Here is a 19275-nt window from a genome sequence, read left to right as displayed (position 1 = left end):
GCGTCGTGGCGGTGTGAGGGGCGCCCTCGGGTTTCACGAGAGGCGTTCGTTCCCATGGATGTTGATGTCGTCGCACGGTTGCGTGCGGCCGGGTGTGTGTTTGCCGAGGACGAGGCGCGGGTGTTGGTGGCGGCCGCGCGTGGGCCGGAGGAGTTGGAGTCGTTGACGGCCCGGCGGGTGGCCGGGTTGCCGTTGGAGCACGTGGTGGGGTGGGCGGAGTTCTGCGGGTTGCGGGTGGTGGTGGAGCCGGGGGTGTTCGTGCCTCGCCGTCGCACGGAGTTCCTGGTGCGGGTGGCGGTGGGGGTCGCGCGGGCGGGGGCCGTGGTGGTGGACCTGTGCTGCGGGTCGGGTGCGGTGGGTGCGGCGGTGGTCGATCGGGTGGCCGGGGTGGAGTTGCACGCGGTGGACGTGGATCCGGTGGCGGTGGCGTGTGCTCGGCGCAACGTGGGTTCGCATCGGGTGTACGCGGGTGATCTCTACGAGCCGTTGCCGGTGTCGTTGGCGGGGCGGGTCGACGTCCTGGTGGCGAACGCGCCGTACGTGCCGACCGGGGCGATCGGGTTGATGCCGCCGGAGGCGCGTGAGCACGAGCCGCGGGTGGCGTTGGACGGCGGGACGGACGGTCTGGACGTGCAGCGGCGGGTGATCGCGGGTGCGGCGCGCTGGTTGGCGCCGGGTGGGCGGTTGTTGGTGGAGACGGGCGCGCGGCAGGCGGCGGGGACGGTGGCGGCGTTCGCGGCGGGTGGGTTGCGCGCGGAGGTCGTGTCGGACGAGGAGTTGTCGGCGACCGTGGTGATCGGTTCGGTGTCGTCCTGATCCGGCATTGAGCGAGTGCTCAAAACTGGCTACCCTCCGTTTTGAGCACTCGCTCAAAACAGGGGGTGGCCGGTGGTCGGGCGAACAGTGGTCGTGGTCGGTGGCGGTATCGGTGGTCTGGCGGCGGGGGTCGCGCTGCGCCGGGCCGGGTGGCGGGTCGTGGTGTTGGAACGCGCGGCCGGGTTCGGCGAGGTCGGCGCGGGGCTCTCGCTGTGGCCGAACGCGATGCGCGCGCTCGGGGCGCTCGGGGTGGCGGAGCGGGTCCGGGCGGTCGGCGCGGTGGAGACGGCGGGCGGTGTGCGCGGCCGCTCCGGCCGGTGGCTGTCGCGGCTGGACAACGCCGAGATCACGCGGCGGCACGGCGTGCCGCTGGTCGTGGTGCGCCGGGCGGACCTGGTCCGCACGTTGGCGGAGGCGTTGCCGCCGGGGTGCCTGCGGTCGGACAGCGAGGTGTCCGCGGTGCGGTCGGACGGTGACGCGATGGTGGTCGAGCACCGGGGCGGGGTCGTGCGGGCGGACCTGGTGGTCGGCGCGGACGGTGTGCACAGCGGGGTGCGGCGGCAGTGGTGGCCGCACGCGCGGGCGCCGCGCTACGCGGGGTGCACGGCGTGGCGCATGATCACCGAGCCCGTCGCCGAGCCGCCGGGGGAGGGCGCGGTGATCTGGGGTCGCGGTGAGCGGTTCGGGTTCACCGCGCTGCCGGGTGGGCGGTTCTACTGCTTCGGGACGGCGGCGGTGCCGGCCGGCGGGGTCGCCGCCGACGGTGAATTGGCCGCCGTGCGCGACCGGTTCGGCGACTGGCCGGACCCGGTGCCCGCGCTGCTGGCGGCGGTGCCGGAGGGCGGTGTGGTCCGCCACGACGTGCACGTCCTGCCGCCGTTGACGAGCTGCGTGCGCGGCCGGGTGGTGTTGACGGGGGACGCGGCGCACGCGATGGACCCGGCCTTGGGGCAGGGCGCGGGTCAGGCCTTGGAGGACGCGGTCGTGCTGGCCGACTGCCTGGTCTCCGAGGACGCGAGCGTGGGTTCGGCGCTGGTGCGCTACGACCGGGTGCGGGGGCCGCGGACCCGGAGGGTGGTGCGGCGTTCGGCGCGGCTGGGCCGGCTGGCCCGGTGGTCGTGGCCGCCCGCGGTGGCGGCGCGTGATCTCGCCGCCAGGCTGACCCCGGCCTCCGTGACGCTGCGGGCCATGGCGCCGGTCCTCGGGTGGACGCCACCCGGCGTGCCGGCGGGCGCGGGGCGCTGAATGCCGGACTGGACCTACCACCCGCTGCGCGGGATCGCCGCCGCGCTGCTGGGGACCCCTCGCTCCCGGCGGGTCGCGTTGCGGACGTTGGCTACGGTCGGGTCGTGGCCCGGCGGCGGCAGGCTGGTGTCGTGGGGGTTCGGGCACCGTCATCCGCCGTCGCGGCTGGCCGGCGTGGTCGCCGGCGTCCCGGTGCGCGTTCGGCTGGGCGCGGTGGTGCCGCCGGGTGCGGCGCGGGACGCGGTGCGGGCGTTGCCGCTGCTGGGCGCGGGGGTGGTCGAGGTGGCGCCGGTCGGGCCCGCGGACGTCGACGTGGTGCGTGAGGCCGTCGCGGGCCGACGGGTGCCGGTGGTGGTGCGGGCGACTGGGCAGGCCGTGGTGGAGGCGCTGTCGCCGCACGTCGACGCGGTCCGGGTCGGGGCCGATCCGCACGTGGTCCACCTGGCGTCGACGTCCACGGCAGGTGCCGCCGACCTCCTCGCCGATCCGGCCAAGGCGGTCCTGGTCACGCCCGAGGTGCTGGTGCGGGCCGGTCCGGGGTTCTTCGCGCGGGTCGTGGAGGCGGCGACGCCCACCGGTCCGGCGCCGTCGGTGCGCGACGTCGGCCGTGATCCCCGGCGGTGGCCGGCGTGGTGGTGGGGTGTGCTGGTCGGGCTGGGCATGATCGTCGCGGGCTCGGGCGCCGCCGCGATCACCCTCGGTCCGGTGCTGCTGTGGTACGACCGCGGTTTCCTCGGCGCGGACGTGGCCGGGCTGCACGGGATCAACCACCACCTGGTGCACTTCCTGCAGCACGACCGGATCACCATGGCGGGCACGATGATCGCGATCGGCGTGCTCTACGTGGGCCTGGCGGGTGGCGGCATGCGGACGGGCCGGCCGTGGGCCCGTGAGGCGTTCTTCGTCTCCGGGTGGGTCGGGTTCCCGACGGTGCTCTACTTCCTCGGGGTCGGGTTCGTGGAGCCGCTGCACACCGCGGCGGCCGTGGTGCTGTTCCCGATGTTCCTGGCCGCCACCCGGCGTCGTCCGCACGACCCCCGGTGGACCGCGCGCCCGGACGGGCCCGAGCACGAGTGGCGCCGGGCGCTGGTCGGGCAGTTGCTCCTGGTGTGCACGGGGGTCGGCCTGTTCGCGGGTGGGGTGGTGGTGTCGGCGGTCGGTCTGTCGGACGTGTTCGTGACCTCCGACCTGGAGTTCCTGCGGACCGGGGCGGAGGCGTTGCGGGCGGCCAACCCCCGGCTGCCGGGGTTCGTCGCGCACGACCGGGCGGGTTTCGGCGGGGCGCTGATGTCCGCGGCCGCCGCGATCACGCTGCTCGGCGCGTGGGGCTGGCGTCGGGGCGAGGCGTGGGTGTGGTGGTCGCTCGCCCTGGCCGCCGCCGCGGGGTTCCTGCCCGCGGTCGTCGTGCACGGCGCCATCGGCTACACCGACGTGGGCCACCTGGCGCCGGTCTTCGTCGGGATCGGCCTCACCGCGACCGCCCTGGCCCTCGCCCGGCCCTACCTGTGCGCACGCCCGGCGGAGGTCCGCGCGGCCGCGCCCCTACCGTGATGACATGGCCGACACCCGACAGCGACTGATCGACGGCGCGATCGAGACCATCCGGCGGCACGGCATCACCGGGACGTCCGCGCGCACGATCGCCGCCACCGCCGGCGTCAACCAGGCCTTGGTGTTCTACCACTTCGGCAGCGTGCACGAGCTGCTGGAAGCGGCGTGCCTGGCCGCGACCGAGGCCAGGGTGGCGCCGTTCGCGGCCCGGCTGGACGAGGTCGCCGACCTGCGGCAGCTGCTGGACCTCGGCCGGCGGCTGCACGCCGAGGAACGCTCGCTGGGCAACGTCATGGTGCTCGCCCAGGTGCTCGCCGGCGCGCAGGCGGACCCGGCGCTGGCCAAGGCGACGTCCGCGGCGTTGGAGCTGTGGATCCGGCCGGTCGAACGGGCCCTGGACCGGCTGCTGGCCGACTCGCCGGTGGCCGACCTGGTGGACACCGCCGGGCTCGCCCGCGCCGTGTGCGCCGGGTTCATCGGCCTGGAGCTTTTCGAGGGCGTCGACCCCGCCGGCGCGAACGCCGCTCTGGACGCCCTGGAGCGCGTGGCGGCGCTGGTCGACGTGGTGCAGGAGCTCGGCCCGGTCGCCCGCCGCGCGCTGGCCGCCAAGCTCCGCCGGTCCGCGACGTGACGGTCAGGTCCCGACCACGCCGTCGCTGAGCTCGCGCGCGATGTCGAGGTGGCCGACGTGGCGCGCGTACTCCTGCAGCAGGTGGAACAGGATCCAGGCGAGCGTGGCGGGCGGCACCTCCGGCCGGTTCCAGCGGGCGGCGCGATCGGTGAGGGCGGCCTCGGCGGCGATGTCGCGCGACCGGGCGCACTGCTCGAGGTAGAACGCCCGGACGCGGTCGGTGGTGTCGTCGTCCTCGACGACCCACTCGGCGCGCTTGACATCCGGGTTGCCGTAGGGGTGGGCGATCTCCTCGCCGCGGAAGCACCAGCGCAGCCAGCGCAGTTCCACGTGCGCCAGGTGCTTGACCATCGCCAGCGGCGTCCAGCCGGTCGGCAGGCGGCTGGTGCGCAGCTCCTCCTCCGACATGCCGTCGATCTTGCGGAGCACGGCGTCGCGGTAGAAGTCGAGGTAGGCCACGAGCAGCTCGCCGGTGTCGGCGAGGTCGGGCGACGGCTCGGTCGGCACGGCGATGCGCGCGCAGACGCGGGCGCCGTCGACCTCCAGGGTGGCGCCTGCCTTGCGGAGCAGGGTCGTGGCGGCGACGTTGTCGGTGGTGGTGTCGGCGACGATCGTGGTGACGCCGCGTCTGGAGGCCTCCTCGACCACGCGGCGCAGCGCGGCGAGACCGATGCCGTTGCCCCGGGCGCAGCGGGCGACCCAGATGCCGGTCTCGCCCTTGGCGGTGAGCCGGACCATGCCGACGGTGCGGTCGTCCTCCACGATCTCGTAGGCGTCGTCCTGGAAACCGCGGTAGAACTCGCGGAACTCGTCGGGCCGGTCGACCGTCCAGCCCGGTGGCATCACGTCGCCCGGGTCGGTGTCGGCCACCGCGAGTCCGAGCAGCCGTTCCACCGCGCAGTCGTCCACCTTCCGCAACAGGATCATGTCGCCAACTCCTTCTCCAACGGTGTCCGGAAGCGGGGGATCACGCGCACCCCGCCGAGCCAGGACGCCAACCGGTCCGCCTCCCGGGCGATCGCTGCCTCCGCATCCGCGCCGACGTCCTCGAGGAGTTCCCACACCAGTCCGCCGTCGGCGCGTTGGGCCCACCCGCCGACGACCGCGCCGTCGCACCACACGGTGGGACCCACGTTGCCCGCCGTGTCGAACAGGCGTGGCCGGTGCCGGTCGGGGAGGTACCAGCCGCGAGCCTGCCACCCCATCGGTGTCGGATCCAGTGCCGGCAGCAGCGCGACCCACGGCGGCGGGTCCTCGACGGGGTCGAGGTCCTCGGGCAGGGCGTAGCCGGGGCCGGTGGACAGCTTCACCGCGACGGCGCCCGCCGCGGCGAGGGCCTTGCGGGTGTGCCCCAGGTTCCAGCCGGTCCACCACTTGAGGTCGGCCTCGGTGCCGGGCCCGTAGGAGGCGAGCCAGCGGCGGGCCAGTTCGGCGCGCGCGGCGTCGGGCTCGACCTCGGGCCACGGCGTGGCGGGCTCCCAGCGGAACCGGGTGCTCAGCCACGTGCCGAGGGGACGACCACGCCGCATCCGGCCCTCGGCGGCCAGGACGCGGACGATGCGGCTGGACACGTTCTGGCGGGTCTCGTAGGGCTTGCCGGCCGCGACGACGACCTGGTCGAGCAGGTCCGGCACGTCGCGGGTGAGGTCGACGGTGGTGGCCGCACCCCGCTGCCGCAGAGCCTCCAGCGTGGCGTCCTCGACCGCGGCGAGCCGGTCGGCGTCCCAGCCGACGCCCTCGGCCAGGTAGCCGAGCAGCTTCCGCCGTTCCGCCGCGGCGACGGCGGCGCCCGCGGCGGCCTGCACCACGGGGGCGGTCGCCGCGGTGACGGCGAACATCGTGCGGCGCATGCACAGCAGCCGTTCCACCGTCCCCCGCTCGTAGAGCGCGGCCTCCACCGCCTCCACCGAAGGCCGTTCCAGGCGGGCGCACGCGGACAGGAACACCGTGGCGGGATCGGTGGCGTGCAGGCCCACGACCGCGTCGACCACGTCCTCCACCTCGGCGGCACGGGTGGACAGCAGGTGGCGGACGCCGAGGCGGGCGCGCCGCCCGGCGTCGTCGATCTTGGCGAGGGTCACCGGCCCATCCTCGGCGCTCTACCCTGATCGGCGAAACCGGGATCGCGGAACCCGGACACCGCTGGACGAGGACGCGATGTCGGCAACACGGCTGCTGGTGCTCGGGGTGGTGCGCGGCTACGGGCGCGCCCACGGCTACCTGATCGGCAACGACCTCATGTCGTGGGGAGCGGGGGAGTGGGCCAACGTCAAGTGGGGCTCGATCTACCACGCGCTCAAGCAGCTCACCAAGGACGGCAGCCTGACCGACCACTCCGTGCCGCCGGGCCGCACGGACTACGAGATCACCCCCAAGGGGGAGGCCGAGTACCAGAGGCTGCTGCGCGACGCGCTGCGCCGCCCGGAGACGCGGCCCGACCTGCTGGCCGCCGGGCTGGCGTTGCTGCCGTCGCTGTCGCGGGAGGAGGCCGTCGCGCTGCTCACCGAGCGGTTGACCGCGTTGGAGGCGCGGCGGGACGCGGCACGCGGGCAGGCGGGGGAGTGGGGCGAGCCGCCGCACGTCAAGGAGCTGTTCGGGCTGTGGGAGCACACCGCGTCCAGCGGGGCGGAGTGGACGCGGGGCCTGGTCGAACGCCTCGAAGCGGGCGCCTACCCCATGGCGGGCGAGCCGGGATCGCCCGGCGCACCCGGCAGCTGGGTTATACTCAAACTTGAGTAGCGAGGGGGAACGCTGAACACAGGGTTGGAGCGGTACGCGGCCGTCTTCGAGGCAGCCGACCCGCCACGCACGTCCACCGTCGCCTTCTACCCCGCTCAAGACCACCCGGGACCGGACGGCGCACCCGGCTCCGACCGGCTCACCGTCGCCACCCCCGACGGCGCCGCGCGCACCGTGCCCGCGCTGCGGCTGCCCGTGGCCGAGGCCGTGCCGCTGCTCAGCCGCGCCCGCCGCACACCGCACGCCCACCCCGCCGCGGCGTTCTGGGGCGCGGCCGTCGTCGTGGCGTTGCAGCTCGTCGCACGAGGTCGGGTGCGGCCCGCGGTCACCGACGGCGACTTCGACGCCTGGCTGCTCGGTCCGCTCGACGCCGCCGACCACGCCCGCGTGCGGGACCTGGCCGACGCGATGCCAGCGCACGCCCGGGCCGTGCCGCTGCCGGGCCGCGAGCCGCTCGAACTGCCCGACGCCGAACCGCTGCTGCGCGCGTTCCTCGACGCCGTCGCCGACACCATGCCGCGCGGCGCGGCGGCCGTGCACGCCGCCGGCGCGTCCGCCTTCGCCGCCACCGCGCCGCAGCGGGTGCCGCACCTGCGCGACTGGGCCGACCAGGGCGTGCGCATCTCGTTGCGGATCGAGGGCTTCGGCCCGTTCCGCGCCGTCGTGCAGGTCCACAGCCTCGCCGACCCCGCCCGCGTGGTCGACGCCGCCGAGCTCTGGGCGTCGGCCAACCAGCGGTCCCGGGCCGACGCCACGGTCGCCCTGCGCCGCGCCGCCCGCGCCTGGTCGCCGCTGGAACGGCTGCTCGACCAGCCCGTGCCCGACGAGGTCGCCCTCCTCGACTCCGACGTGGAGCACCTGCTCGCCACCGGCGCGGTCCGGCTCGCCGCCGCCGGCGTGGACGTGCACTGGCCCAAGGACCTCGTGCGGGACCTGTCGGCCAAGGTCGTCATCGGCGAACGCCCCGCCGACCGGCCCGCGTTCTTCGGCCCGGACCAGCTCACGTCGGTGAACTGGCAGCTCGCCCTGGGCGACGACCCGCTCACCCCCGACGAGCTCGACCGGCTCGCCGAGTCCACCCGGCCGGTCGTGCGGCTGCGCGACCGCTGGACTTTGGTCGACCCCGAACTCGCCCGCCGCGCCCGCGAACGCAACCTCAAACCCGTCACCGCGATCGACGCGCTCGGCGCGGCCCTGACCGGCACCACCAGCGTCGACGGCGTCGAGGTCGAGGTCGCCGCCACCGGCTGGCTCGACGAGCTGAAGTCCCGCCTCGCCGACCTCGACGACGACCCCGTCGAGGCGCCGCCCGCGCTGCGCGCCACCCTGCGCGACTACCAGCTGCACGGCCTGCGCTGGCTGGACCGCATGACCTCGCTCGGCCTCGGCGCCTGCCTGGCCGACGACATGGGCCTGGGCAAGACCATCACCCTCGTCGCGCTGCACCTGCACCGCGACCGGCGCGACCCCGGACCCACCCTCGTGGTCTGCCCCGCGTCGCTGATGGGCAACTGGCAGCGCGAGATCGAGCGCTTCGCGCCCGGCGTGCCCGTCCGCCGCTTCCACGGCCCCCGCCGCGAGGTCGCGCACGAGGGCTTCGTGCTCACCACCTACGGCACCATGCGCCTGGACGCCGACCGGCTCGCCGACGTCGACTGGGGCCTGGTCGTCGCCGACGAGGCCCAGCACGTGAAGAACCCCGCCTCCGACACCGCCAAGGCCCTGCGCCGCATCCCCGCCCGCGCCCGCGTCGCCCTCACCGGCACCCCGGTGGAGAACACGCTCTCGGAGCTGTGGGCGATCCTCGACTGGACCACCCCCGGCCTGCTCGGCACCGCCGCCCAGTTCAAGGCGCGCTGGGCCGGCCCCATCGAAGCCGACCACGACCAGGAGGCCGCGCGGCGGTTCGCCCGGCTCGTGCGGCCGTTCCTGCTGCGCCGCCGCAAGACCGACCCCGGCATCGCGCCCGAACTGCCGCCCAAGACCGAGACCGACCAGCCCGTCGCCCTCACCCGCGAACAGGCCGCGCTCTACGAGGCCGTCGTGCGCGAGCTCATGGCCGAGGTCCGCGAAGCCGACGGCATCGCCCGCCGCGGCCGGATCGTCAAACTCCTCACCGGCCTCAAGCAGGTCTGCAACCACCCCGCCCAGTACCTCAAGGAGACCTCGCCGAAGCTCGCCGGCCGGTCGGGCAAGCTCGAACTGCTCGACGAACTGCTCGACACCATCCTCGCCGAGGACGGCGCGGTGCTCGTGTTCACCCAGTACGTCGCCATGGCCCGCCTCATCGAACGCCACCTCGCCGGCCGCGGCATCCCCAGCCAACTCCTGCACGGCGGCACGCCCGTCCCCGCCCGCGAGGACATGGTGCGCCGCTTCCAGGACGGCGAGTGCCCGGTGTTCCTGCTCTCCCTCAAAGCCGCGGGCACCGGCCTCAACCTCACCCGCGCCGACCACGTCGTGCACTACGACCGGTGGTGGAACCCCGCCGTGGAGGACCAGGCCACCGACCGCGCGCACCGCATCGGCCAGACCCGGCCCGTGCAGGTGCACCGGCTCATCGCCGAAGGCACCATCGAGGACCGCATCGCCGCGATGCTGCGCGCCAAGCGCGACCTCGCCGACTCCGTCCTGTCCCGCGGCGACGCCGCGTTCACCGAACTGTCCGACGACGAACTGGGCAACCTCGTCGAACTCCGGAGCGGCACATGAGCGATCGCGTCAAAGGCTTCCCCGCGTTCGGCAAGGGCGTGCGCCGCGCCGGCTCCTGGTGGGGCAAGGCGTGGCTGCAGGCCCTGGAGGACACCTCGCTGGACCAGGCGCCGCTGCGACAGGGACGCAAGTACGCCCACGCCGGGCTCGTCGGCACCATCACCGTGAGCCCCGGCCGCCTCGCCGCCACCGTCTACGACACCGAGGACACCTACCAGACCTCCGTCCACCTCACCCCGCTCACCGACGCCGAGTGGAACCGGTTCCTCGGCCAGATCGCCGCCAAGGCCGGGCACCTCGCCGCGCTGCTCGACCGCGAGATGCCCCGCGAGCTCGCCGAGGCCGCCGCCGACGCGGGCGTGCCGCTCCTGCCCGGCATCGGCGACCTCGACCCCGAGTGCACGTGCCCCGGCTGGGAACTGCCCTGCCGCCACGCCGCCGCCCTGTGCCACCAGGCGTCCTGGCTGCTCGACGCCGACCCGTGGGTCCTGCTGCTCCTGCGCGGACGGGACCAGGACGAAGTCGTCGCCGGCGCCCGACCCACCACCGGCGTCCTCGCCACCACCGCCTACGCCCGACCCGTCCCGGACCTGCCCGACGACCCGCCGCCCGGCGAACTCGGCCCCCTGCCCGAGTTCGAACCCGCGCCCGGCCTCGACGTCGACGTGCTGCGGCTGCTCGTGGCCGACGCCGCCGCCAAGGCCCGCGAGGTGCTCGCCACCGGCCGGTGGCCCGCGCCCGACGACCGCCGCGACCACATCCGGATGGCCGCCACCCACCCCGCCCTGCGCGAGCGCCTCGACGCCGACCCGCGCGCCGTCCGCGCCTGGCAACAAGGCGGCGCCGGCGCCCTGGACGTCCTCGAACAACCCTGGACACCCGGCAAGACCGACACCGCCCGCGCCCGCGCCGCCTGGGAGAGCGGCGAACTGCCCGAACCCACCGTGTGGCGCAACCGCTGGACCGTCCACGACCGACAGCTCCGCTACGGCCGCGACGGCCGCTGGTACCCCTACCGCGCCGCCGACGGCGACTGGTGGCCCACCGGCACCCCGCACCGCGACCCCACCGCCGCCCTCACCGACACCGACTGACCGGGGTTCGGCACAACGGTCGTCCCTCGGCCAGGGTTCCGAGGCGGGGGAAGACGCCACGGGGGACAGGCCTCGAACGCGGTAATCCGTCCAACGTGGACCAGCCGCGCGGCCCGCAACGGCGACTTCTGAGCGGCCCGCGACGACCGGTCACCCGCGACGAAGGCCGGACCCCGCCCGCCTCGCCACCGGGGCGCGCTACGACTCGGCGGCTGGCTCATCGAAACCCGCCGCCACCGACCTGAGCCACACCGTCCACAGCGGATGGAGTCAGGAGAAAACCACAGGTGGAGCCCGCTTCACCACACCTGTGGTACCACAGGTGTGGTGGTCGGCCGAACGGGTCCGCCGCGACCGCCGCGACGGTCGCGCCCGGGAACCCCGCGCCGGACCGGCCCTAGGTGATCACACCCGGCATCACGGCGGCCGACCGCTTGCGCCGCAGCCACACCTTGCGCGAACCGTCACCGAACAACAACGTCCGCGACAGCTCCCACCCGGCGAACTCCGCGTGGATCGTCAGCTGCGTCGTCGCCGTGCGACGGGAGACACCGGCCGGCAGCCGCAGCGGCCGGTACTCCCAGTCCCCGTCGACCACCCCATCGCCCATCATCCGATCACCTGCATCCCTGCGCCGTCCCCGGACGCGACGAACACGCGCCCGCTGCCTGGATCGACCGCCACCGAGTCCGGCTGGCGGACCGTGGCAAACCGGTGCCTCTCCACCGGCTCCGCGCCGGCCACGTCGAACGCCACGACCTCGTTGCGCTCCGTGAGCGTGATCCACACCAGGTCACGCGCCCCGTCGTAAGCCATCCCGTACGGCGCACCCGGCACGGGGTAGCGCAACCGCATGATCAACGGGTCGGTGGAGAACGCCATCAGCTCACCGCCGCGCGTGTCCACCACCAGCACCCGGCCGAACCGGTCGGCCACCGCGTTCGTCGCGCCCTCGCCCGCGCGCAACCCCGCGCCCGGCCCGTCGGCGCCCGGGTCGAGGTCGAACACCGCGCTGCGCGGCCGGTCCAGCACCACCGCTGCGCCGCCGACCGCGACGACCCGGTCCGGGCTGGAGATGCCGCGCACCACGTGCCCGTCCACCGACACCTGCCGCAGGTCGCGCTGCGCCACCAACGTCCGGTCGCCCACCCGCGCCACGTCCACCGGGGCGCCGTCCACCGCGCGCTGCGAGGTCGAGCCGTCCGGCCGGACCGTCACCACGACGCCGGCGGGCACCACCGCCTCCACCGCGTCACCGACGGTCACGAGCCGTTCCGCCGGACCGGGCAACGGCACCACCACGGGGTCACCCAGCGTGTCGGCGGAATAGAGGGCCACCGACGGCGGATCGGCCAGCGCCACCGCCACCCGACCGCCCGCGACCGCGACCGACGTCGCCCGCCCCAGCGGCACCACCCGGCCCTGCGGGACGCCCGCCTGCTCCGGTGACGCCGCGGGTCGCGCGGGCTCCAACGTGGCCGCGAGCTGCAACGGATCCGCCGGGTTCTCCTCCGTCGCACAGCCCGAGACCAACGCGACCCCGGTGAGCACTACCGCCGCCAGTCGGCGCAACGTCGGACCTCCCAGTCGACCCGTTCAGCCCTCCCAGCATCCATCACCGAACCCCCATCGTCACGCAGGGGGCGGGTGTTGTCGTTGGTCTGGGAAGGTGATAGTCGCGCCGCACCCGTACCTCCGAGCCCTTCCCGGCGACTATCCCAGGTGAACGGGGAGGCGTCGCGATGACGGTCGAGGAGCTGCGGGATCGGCACGTGCAACTGCTGCGGGACCGGCGGGTGGCCGACCACCTCGACCCGCCGGCGCACCCCGGCGACACCGCCGCGCGCTACCACACGTGGACCCAGGTGGCCGCCGAGCCGCCGCCCGCCCTGCTCGCCCGCCTGGTCGAGGTGCGGGTCAGGCCCGCCGCCTACCGACCCGCCCACCTGCGCGAACAGCAGCACACCCTCGACGCGCTGCAACCCGAGGTGCTGCACCTGGCCCGCACCGCGGGCTGGGACGTCACCATCCCGGTGCTGGCGGGCGTGTTCCCCACCGGCACCCTCGACGCGCTCAGCGTCCCCGTGCCCGGCCGCGGCGTGCTCGTGCTGGTCAACACCTCGCTGCTGGACCTGCTCGGCACCGTGCTGAAGATCATGACCGGGGCGCTGCCGAACTACGGCACCCCGCCCCTGCTGAGCACCGACCAGGCGACCTACGCCCTGGCCGAGGCCGTGAACGCCCACCTGTACGGCAACGGCGCGGTCCAGGCGCGGCGGCTGCCCGAGCTGTCCGGGCAACGCGCCGCGCTGGTCTCGCTGATGGCGCGCCGCGGCACGCAGTTCACGCTGGCGCACGAGGTCGGGCACGTGCTGGCCGGGCACCTGCGGCACGCCCGCCGCCGCACCGACCCCCACACCCCGGTCGGCGCGCTCGACGCGCAGTCCGTCGGCTGGCCGCGCGAGCACGAGGCCGACCGCGTCGCCGCCACGATCATGCTGCGCACCCTGGACGGCCTCGGGCACCGCGAGCTCGAAGCGCACGAGCCGTACGTGGTCGGCGCGGTGCTGCTGGTGCTGTTCCTGCACGAGGTCACCGACCGGCTCGCCGACCAGCTCGGCCTCACCGTCCCGTTCGCGGGCAACCACCCGCCACCCGTGCGGCGCATCCAGACCCTCGTCGAGCACCTCGCCGGCCACGTCCGCACGCCCCGCGCCCTCGACCTCGCCGCCGACGTCGCCACCTGGCTCGAAGACCGGCTCGACGGGGTCCGCGAGTGGTTCCGGCTGGTGGACGACACCCTGCTCGGCGGCTCCACGTCACACGGGTGACACCGGGCCACCCCACCTCATCGGCACCACGATCGAGCAGTACGACTTCTTCCGCTACGGGCCGGCCGGCGACTCAGCCGAGCGGTCGCTCGGGGTAGCCGAACTCCACCGCGCTCACGTCGTCCAACGCCGCCCGGATCGCCGGCGGCAACGTCAGCTCCTCCGCCGCCAACGACCCCAGCAGCTGGGCCGTGTCCCGCGCGCCCACCACCGGCGCCACCACGCCCGGCCGGTCGCGCACCCACGCCAGCGCCACGCACAACGCGCTCGTGCCCAGCCCGTCCGCCGCCGTCGCCACCGCCTGCACGATCCGCGCCGCCCGCTCCGTGCGGTGCTGCTCCACGTACCCGGCGAAGTGCGCCGACGCGCCCCGCGAGTCCGACGGCGTGCCGTTGCGGTACTTGCCGGTCAGCACGCCCCGCCCCAGCGGGGCCCACGGCAGCAGCCCGACACCGTGGTGCTGCGCCGCCGGCGCCACCTCCCGCTCCACGCCGCGCTCCAGCAGCGAGTACTCCACCTGCGTCGACACCAGCGGCGTGTGCCCCGGCAGCGCCGCCGCCGTGCCCAGCTGCCAGCCCGAGTAGTTCGACACGCCCGCGTAGCGCACCCGGCCCGACGCCACCGCCGTGTCCAGCGCCGAGAGCGTCTCCTCCAGCGGCACGTTCGGGTCCCACGCGTGCAGCTGCCACAGGTCGATGTGCTCCACGCCCAACCGGCGCAGCGACCCGTCCAACGCGTGCAGCAGGGCCCCGCGCGACGCGCCGCCGCCGAACGGGCCGTCGTTGCGCCGCGCCACCGCCTTCGTCGCGATCACCAGCTCCTCCCGCGGCACGACCTCGCCCAGCAGGCCGCCCAGGATCCGCTCGCTCTCGCCCTCCACGTACACGTCGGCGGTGTCCACCAGCGTGCCGCCCGCCTCGGTGAAGGCGAGCAGCTGGGTGGCCGCCTCGTCCGCGTCCGTGTCCCGGCCCCAGGTCATCGTGCCCAGGGCCATCCGGGAGACCCGCAGTCCGCTGCGCCCGAGGTATCGCTGTTCCACGCGGGGGAGCCTAAAGGGTGATCGACATTCCGGCGGCTCGTGGCACGCGCCGGTCAAGGCCTGATCCCGTCACGATCGGGACGCACCGGCCGGGGGTGTCACCTGGCCAACCAGGTTACCGGCCGGTAGGGTCTCGGTTCGTGCGACTGGGACTGAACCTCGGGTACTGGGGCGCGGGCAACGACGCCGCGAACCTCGAACTGGCCAGGGAAGCCGATCGGCTGGGCTACTCGGTGGTGTGGGCCGCCGAGGCCTACGGCTCCGACGCGCCCACGGTCCTGGCGTGGGTGGCCGCGCAGACACAGCGCGTCGACGTGGGCAGCGCGATCCTGCAGATCCCCGCGCGGACGCCGGCGATGACCGCGATGACCGCCGCCACCCTGGACTCCCTGTCCGGCGGCCGGTTCCGGCTCGGCCTCGGCGTGTCGGGGCCGCAGGTGTCGGAGGGCTGGCACGGCGTCCGGTTCGACAAGCCCCTGGGCCGCACCCGCGAGTACGTCGACATCGTCAACACCGCCCTGCGTCGCGAGCGGCTCTCCTACGAGGGCGAGCACTACACGCTGCCGCTGCCCGACGGCCCCGGCAAGGCCATCAAGCTGACCGTGCACCCCGTGCGCGAGCACATCCCGATCTACCTGGCCGCAGTCGGCCCGAAGAACGTCGAGCTGGCCGGCGAGATCGCCGACGGCTGGCTCGCGCTGTTCCTCTCGCCCGAGCACTCCGGTGACGCGCTGGCCTCGCTCAAGGCGGGCCGCGACAAGGCGGGCAAGACCCTCGACGGGTACGACATCGCCGCCACCGTGCCGATGGTCGTCGGCGAGGACTGGCGCGCCTGCGCCGACCGGATCCGGCCCTACGCGGCGCTCTACGTCGGCGGCATGGGCAGCCGGAAGAAGAACTTCTACAACGACAACGCCGTGCGCATGGGCTTCGCCGCCGAGGCCGCGGAGGTCCAGGACCGCTACCTCGCCCGCGACTACGACGGCGCGATGGCCGCCCTGCCGCTCGGTTTCCTCGACGGCACGTCCCTGCTCGGCACCAAGGAGCGCATCGCCGACAAGATGCGCGCCTACGCCGAAGCGGGGGTCACCACGCTGACGCTTTCGCCCATGCTGCAAGATCTCGAGCAGGGGATCGCCGCGCTCCGCACGGCGACCGAAGCTCTGGATCTGGCAGGAGTGGGTAGTTGAGCTGGTTGCAGGCCCTTGTCCTAGGACTCGTCCAAGGACTCACGGAATTCCTGCCCATTTCCTCGTCGGCGCACGTCAGGATCGTCTCCACGCTGTTCTTCGGCAACGACGCGGGCGCGTCGTTCACCGCCGTGATCCAGCTGGGCACCGAAGTCGCGGTGCTGATCTACTTCGCCAAGGACATCGGCAACTTCATCGCGGCCTGGTTCCGCGGCCTGTTCAGCAAGGCCGCGCGCAAGACCGAGGACTACCGCATGGCCTGGTACGTGATCATCGGGTCCATCCCGATCAGCGTGCTGGGCTACCTGTTCAAGGACGAGATCCGCTCGTCGCTGCGCAACCTGTGGATCACCGCCACCGTGCTGGTGGTGTTCGGCCTGCTGCTCGGCCTCGCCGACCAGTTCGCCCAGCACCTGCGCACCAAGCTCCAGCTCAAGGACGCCGTCGGCATGGGCCTGGCCCAGGCGATGGCGCTGATCCCGGGCGTGTCCCGCTCCGGCGGGACCCTCACCGCGGGCCTGTTCCTCGGCCTGGACCGCGCCTCGGCCGCGCGCTACTCGTTCCTGCTGGCCCTGCCCGCCGTGTTCGGCGCCGGGCTGTTCAGCCTCCCCGACGTGCTCGACCGCTCCGAGCCCAACGCCGCGTCGGTGCCGCAGATGATCGCCGCAACGATCGTCGCGTTCGTCGTCGGCTACGCCACGATCGCCTGGCTGCTGCGCTACGTCTCCAAGCACAGCTACTCGGCGTTCGTGTGGTACCGGCTGCTGCTCGGCATCGTCCTGATGGGGCTGCTGTCGATGGGGCTCATCAACCCGACATAGGGTGGCCACGTGGCTACCGTGATCCTGCTGCGACACGCCCGCTCCACCGCCAACGGAGCGGGCGTCCTCGCGGGCCGGCAACCCGGCGTGACGCTCTCGGACCGGGGCGTGGAGCAGGCCGCGGCCCTGGTCGACCGGCTCGCCGGCGTGCCCGTGGCCGCGGTGGTGACCTCCCCGCTGGAACGCTGCCGGCAGACCCTCGCGCCCCTGCTCGACCGGCTCGGCCTCGACCCGGTCGTCGAACCCGACCTCGCCGAGGTCGACTACGGCCAGTGGACCGGGCGCGAGATCAAGGAGCTGGTCGCCGAACCCCTGTGGTCGGTCGTGCAGCAGCACCCGTCCGCGGCGGTGTTCCCCGACGGCGAAGGGCTCGCGACCGTGCAGGCGCGCGCCGTGGCCGCGATCCGGGCGCACGACGCCCGCGTCACCGCCGAGCACGGGCCCCGCGCCGTGTGGCTCGCGTGCAGCCACGGCGACGTCATCAAAGCCGTCCTCGCCGACGCGCTCGGCGTGCACCTGGACGGGTTCCAGCGCATCGTCGTCGACCCCGCCTCGGTGTCGGTCGTGCAGTACACCGAGACCCGGCCGTTCGTGCTGCGGGTCAACGACAACGGCGGCGACCTGTCCGTGCTGGCGCCACCGCCGGAGAAGACCGAGGAGCCGCCGTCCTCCGACGCCGTCGTGGGCGGGGCGACCGGCGCCTGACGCGGGCGGTGCGAGCAGCGCGTGGCCCCCGGACAGTGCAGGGTAGTCCGGGGGCCACGGTGCGCTTGGCCGGGGCGGGCGGCCTCGTGAAGACGATCGTATTGGCGCGACGGCGCGGGTGAACGCCCTCCCGCGGGCTGGACGTCCGGCGGCGTCGGGTCGCCTGCGCAGGTCAGCACGCACACCCACGCCGATGAAGCGACCAAAACCGCAGCTCAACGCACGTGGAAACACCGCGGAAACAAACCGCGCAAGCGGGCCGACGCCCTAACCGGTTAGCCCGTCCGGTCCCGCCCGGAAGAACCGGGCGTGTTAGAAGTTAACAACCCGCGGTGCGCCCTTGATCACAGTCCGAGGCGGGTGACCGCGTTGTCCTCCAACGGGTTCGCGGTGCGGATGTAGCGGTGCACCGTGCGCGGGTTCGTCCAGCGGCCCTGCCGCATGATCTCCCGGTCGCTCGCGCCGCCCAGCGCCGCCTGCGTGGCGAACCCCGCCCGCAGCGAGTGGCCGCCGAACAGCGCCGGGTCCAGCCCGGCCCGCGCCGCGTACCGCTTCACCACGTCCGACACCGCCCGGTCCGACATCGACCGGCCGCCCAGCCGCCCGTGCCGGCTCACCGACGGGAACAACGGGCCCCGCAGCGGACCGGGCCGGTAGGAGTGGCAGCGGTGCGTCGCCGACGGATCACCCTCGTCCTCGATCAACGCCCGCGGTTCCGGCGCCGTCAGCACGTCCACCCAGTCCGCGTACGCGCACACCGGGCACGTGGGCCTGCGCGCGCCGCGGGGGAGCACCACGCGCTGCCGGTGCGCGCCGGTCTGGTCGGTCTTCGTCACGCCCAGTTCGACCAGCAGCAGCGGCTCGTGCGTGCGCGCGTCCACGTCCACCGTGACGTCCTGCAACGCCACCGCCGCCAACTCGCTGCGCCGCAACGCGCCCGCGAACCCCACGAGCAGCAGCAGCGCGTCACGCCGCCGCGTCACGCCCGTCGGCCAGCCCGGCGGCGGCAGCTCCGCCAACAACGCCTCCAACGTGCCCAGCAGCACCGGCCGCTTGCGCCGCGGCTGCGTCTGCCGGGTGCGGCGGATGCCGCGCAACGTCAACCGCACCACGTCCGACCGCGTGGGCGAGGGCAGCCCGCCGGCGGCGTGCACCGCGGCGATCGCCGCCGCCTTGCGCTCCAGTGTGGACGGACCGAACGCGGGGGAGCCGTCGGCCTTCGTCGTGTCCGCCGCGACCGCCAGGTACACCGCCACGTCCACCGGGTCCGCGGGCAGCGCCACCCGGCCCTCGGCCTCGCACCACGCCGCCCAGCCCACCCAGTCCGAGCGGTAGGCGCGCAAGGTGTTCGCCGACTGCGCGGCCCGCAGGTAGCCCGACAGCGCGTCGGCCTGCTCCTCGTCGAACCGGCGGCGGACCTGCGCCAGCGCGGCGAAGTCCACCAGCGGTGCATGCCGCACGCGGTCGAGTTCGGCGCGCACCGGCTCCGGCAAGGTCACCTTGTCACCCTAACATCGTCGATAGTCTTAATATCTTCAGTGTGGATTAATAGACCACTTGACCGTGGTCGCTACTATGCGAAACCGTGCGCGCCCTACAACACCCGGACGTGGAAGACATGCGTCTCGCGACCGTGCTCAGCGCGCTCGCGGACCCGGTGCGACTGCGGATCGTGGCCGAGCTGGCCCGATCGGGCGGGATCGTGTGCGGCCAATTCGACGTGCCGGTCAGCATGTCGACGCTGTCGCACCACCTCAAGGTGCTCCGCGAGGCCGGGGTGCTGCGCGTGACGCCCCAGGGCAGCTACCGCACCCACGAGCTGCGGCGCGCGGAGATGGAACACCGGTTCCCCGGCGTGCTGGACTCCATCACCCGGGCGATCGGGCCGCCGTGATCCCGGC

The 19275-nt window shown here is 74.3% G+C and carries 18 protein-coding genes; 12 read left to right on the top strand and 6 right to left on the bottom strand.

All coding sequences use genetic code 11. From position 1 onward, the window contains the following. The first annotated feature begins 54 nt into the window (after positions 1-54). The 4 genes from AB0I91_RS12890 to AB0I91_RS12875 all read left to right on the top strand — a co-directional run bounded on the left by AB0I91_RS12890 (position 55) and on the right by AB0I91_RS12875 (position 4243). On the top strand, positions 55-816 hold the full coding sequence (locus tag AB0I91_RS12890) for a putative protein N(5)-glutamine methyltransferase (protein ID WP_498778710.1): 762 nt from the start codon (positions 55-57) through the stop codon (positions 814-816). Between the two features lie 72 nt (positions 817-888). Beyond that, on the top strand, positions 889-2061 hold the full coding sequence (locus AB0I91_RS12885; RefSeq protein ID WP_499636825.1) for an FAD-dependent monooxygenase: 1173 nt from the start codon (positions 889-891) through the stop codon (positions 2059-2061). Further along, complete coding sequence (locus tag AB0I91_RS12880) at positions 2062-3612, top strand: hypothetical protein (protein ID WP_499636823.1); 1551 nt, start codon at positions 2062-2064, stop codon at positions 3610-3612. 4 nt (positions 3613-3616) lie between these two features. Then, positions 3617-4243 (top strand): TetR/AcrR family transcriptional regulator, encoded by a 627-nt coding sequence (locus tag AB0I91_RS12875; RefSeq protein WP_499636821.1) that lies wholly within the window; start codon positions 3617-3619, stop codon positions 4241-4243. A 3-nt stretch (positions 4244-4246) separates the two neighbouring features. Here AB0I91_RS12875 and AB0I91_RS12870 read toward each other — a convergent pair whose 3' ends face one another. Together AB0I91_RS12870 and AB0I91_RS12865 are read right to left on the bottom strand one after the other, a co-directional pair. Then, positions 4247-5170 (bottom strand): GNAT family N-acetyltransferase, encoded by a 924-nt coding sequence (locus AB0I91_RS12870; RefSeq protein ID WP_499610362.1) that lies wholly within the window; start codon positions 5168-5170, stop codon positions 4247-4249. Next, positions 5167-6324 (bottom strand): winged helix DNA-binding domain-containing protein, encoded by a 1158-nt coding sequence (locus AB0I91_RS12865; RefSeq protein ID WP_499636819.1) that lies wholly within the window; start codon positions 6322-6324, stop codon positions 5167-5169. The genes AB0I91_RS12870 and AB0I91_RS12865 overlap by 4 nt, the downstream gene beginning before the upstream one ends. 76 nt (positions 6325-6400) lie before the next feature. Between AB0I91_RS12865 and AB0I91_RS12860 the strand changes: the two genes are divergently transcribed. The 3 genes from AB0I91_RS12860 to AB0I91_RS12850 are packed head-to-tail and all read left to right on the top strand — an operon-like array spanning position 6401 to position 10788. Next, on the top strand, positions 6401-6982 hold the full coding sequence (locus AB0I91_RS12860) for a PadR family transcriptional regulator (RefSeq protein ID WP_498778704.1): 582 nt from the start codon (positions 6401-6403) through the stop codon (positions 6980-6982). Between the two features lie 24 nt (positions 6983-7006). Next, complete coding sequence (locus AB0I91_RS12855) at positions 7007-9694, top strand: SCO1167/SCO6262 family helicase (protein ID WP_499636817.1); 2688 nt, start codon at positions 7007-7009, stop codon at positions 9692-9694. After that, positions 9691-10788 carry an SWIM zinc finger family protein gene (locus AB0I91_RS12850; protein ID WP_499636815.1) on the top strand — a complete coding sequence of 366 codons (1098 nt, stop codon included), beginning with the start codon at positions 9691-9693 and terminating at the stop codon, positions 10786-10788. The genes AB0I91_RS12855 and AB0I91_RS12850 overlap by 4 nt, the downstream gene beginning before the upstream one ends. Before the next feature lie 397 nt (positions 10789-11185). Here the strand turns inward: AB0I91_RS12850 and AB0I91_RS12845 are convergent, their stop codons facing one another. Both AB0I91_RS12845 and AB0I91_RS12840 read right to left on the bottom strand, forming a co-directional pair. Next, the gene (locus AB0I91_RS12845; RefSeq protein ID WP_498778726.1) at positions 11186-11398 is read right to left on the bottom strand and encodes a DUF5703 family protein; all 213 of its coding nucleotides are present in this window, start codon (positions 11396-11398) and stop codon (positions 11186-11188) included. Beyond that, positions 11398-12360 carry a YncE family protein gene (locus AB0I91_RS12840; protein ID WP_499636813.1) on the bottom strand — a complete coding sequence of 321 codons (963 nt, stop codon included), beginning with the start codon at positions 12358-12360 and terminating at the stop codon, positions 11398-11400. Before AB0I91_RS12840 ends, AB0I91_RS12845 begins: the two co-directional genes overlap by 1 nt. Before the next feature lie 170 nt (positions 12361-12530). Here AB0I91_RS12840 and AB0I91_RS12835 point away from each other — a divergent pair, with 170 nt between their 5' ends. Then, entirely contained in the window at positions 12531-13619 is a 1089-nt protein-coding gene (locus AB0I91_RS12835; protein WP_498778700.1) for a M48 family metalloprotease, read from the top strand. A 73-nt stretch (positions 13620-13692) separates the two neighbouring features. On the opposite strand, the gene AB0I91_RS12830 is transcribed toward AB0I91_RS12835, so the two are convergent. Beyond that, entirely contained in the window at positions 13693-14658 is a 966-nt protein-coding gene (locus AB0I91_RS12830; protein ID WP_498778699.1) for an aldo/keto reductase, read from the bottom strand. Between the two features lie 140 nt (positions 14659-14798). Between AB0I91_RS12830 and AB0I91_RS12825 the strand changes: the two genes are divergently transcribed. The 3 genes from AB0I91_RS12825 to AB0I91_RS12815 are packed head-to-tail and all read left to right on the top strand — an operon-like array spanning position 14799 to position 17374. Then, on the top strand, positions 14799-15848 hold the full coding sequence (locus tag AB0I91_RS12825) for an LLM class F420-dependent oxidoreductase (protein ID WP_498778698.1): 1050 nt from the start codon (positions 14799-14801) through the stop codon (positions 15846-15848). Continuing rightward, positions 15845-16669, top strand: a complete 825-nt coding sequence (locus AB0I91_RS12820; RefSeq protein WP_498778697.1) for an undecaprenyl-diphosphate phosphatase — start codon at positions 15845-15847, stop codon at positions 16667-16669. Before AB0I91_RS12825 ends, AB0I91_RS12820 begins: the two co-directional genes overlap by 4 nt. A gap of 9 nt (positions 16670-16678) precedes the next feature. Then, the gene (locus AB0I91_RS12815) at positions 16679-17374 is read left to right on the top strand and encodes a histidine phosphatase family protein (protein ID WP_498778696.1); all 696 of its coding nucleotides are present in this window, start codon (positions 16679-16681) and stop codon (positions 17372-17374) included. Positions 17375-17718: 344 nt separating this feature from the next. On the opposite strand, the gene AB0I91_RS12810 is transcribed toward AB0I91_RS12815, so the two are convergent. Then, positions 17719-18873 carry a site-specific integrase gene (locus tag AB0I91_RS12810; protein ID WP_498778695.1) on the bottom strand — a complete coding sequence of 385 codons (1155 nt, stop codon included), beginning with the start codon at positions 18871-18873 and terminating at the stop codon, positions 17719-17721. A gap of 119 nt (positions 18874-18992) precedes the next feature. On the opposite strand from AB0I91_RS12810, the gene AB0I91_RS12805 reads away from it, so the two are divergent. Continuing rightward, a complete protein-coding gene (locus AB0I91_RS12805; RefSeq protein WP_230568548.1) occupies positions 18993-19268 on the top strand; it encodes an ArsR/SmtB family transcription factor in 276 nt (91 codons plus the stop codon). Positions 19269-19275: the final 7 nt, after the last annotated feature.

The organism is Actinosynnema sp. NPDC049800, assembly GCF_040656635.1.
Lineage (GTDB): Bacteria > Actinomycetota > Actinomycetes > Mycobacteriales > Pseudonocardiaceae > Actinosynnema.
Note: the sequence above shows the minus strand (reverse complement) of the source record. Positions and strands in the feature narration are given on the sequence as shown.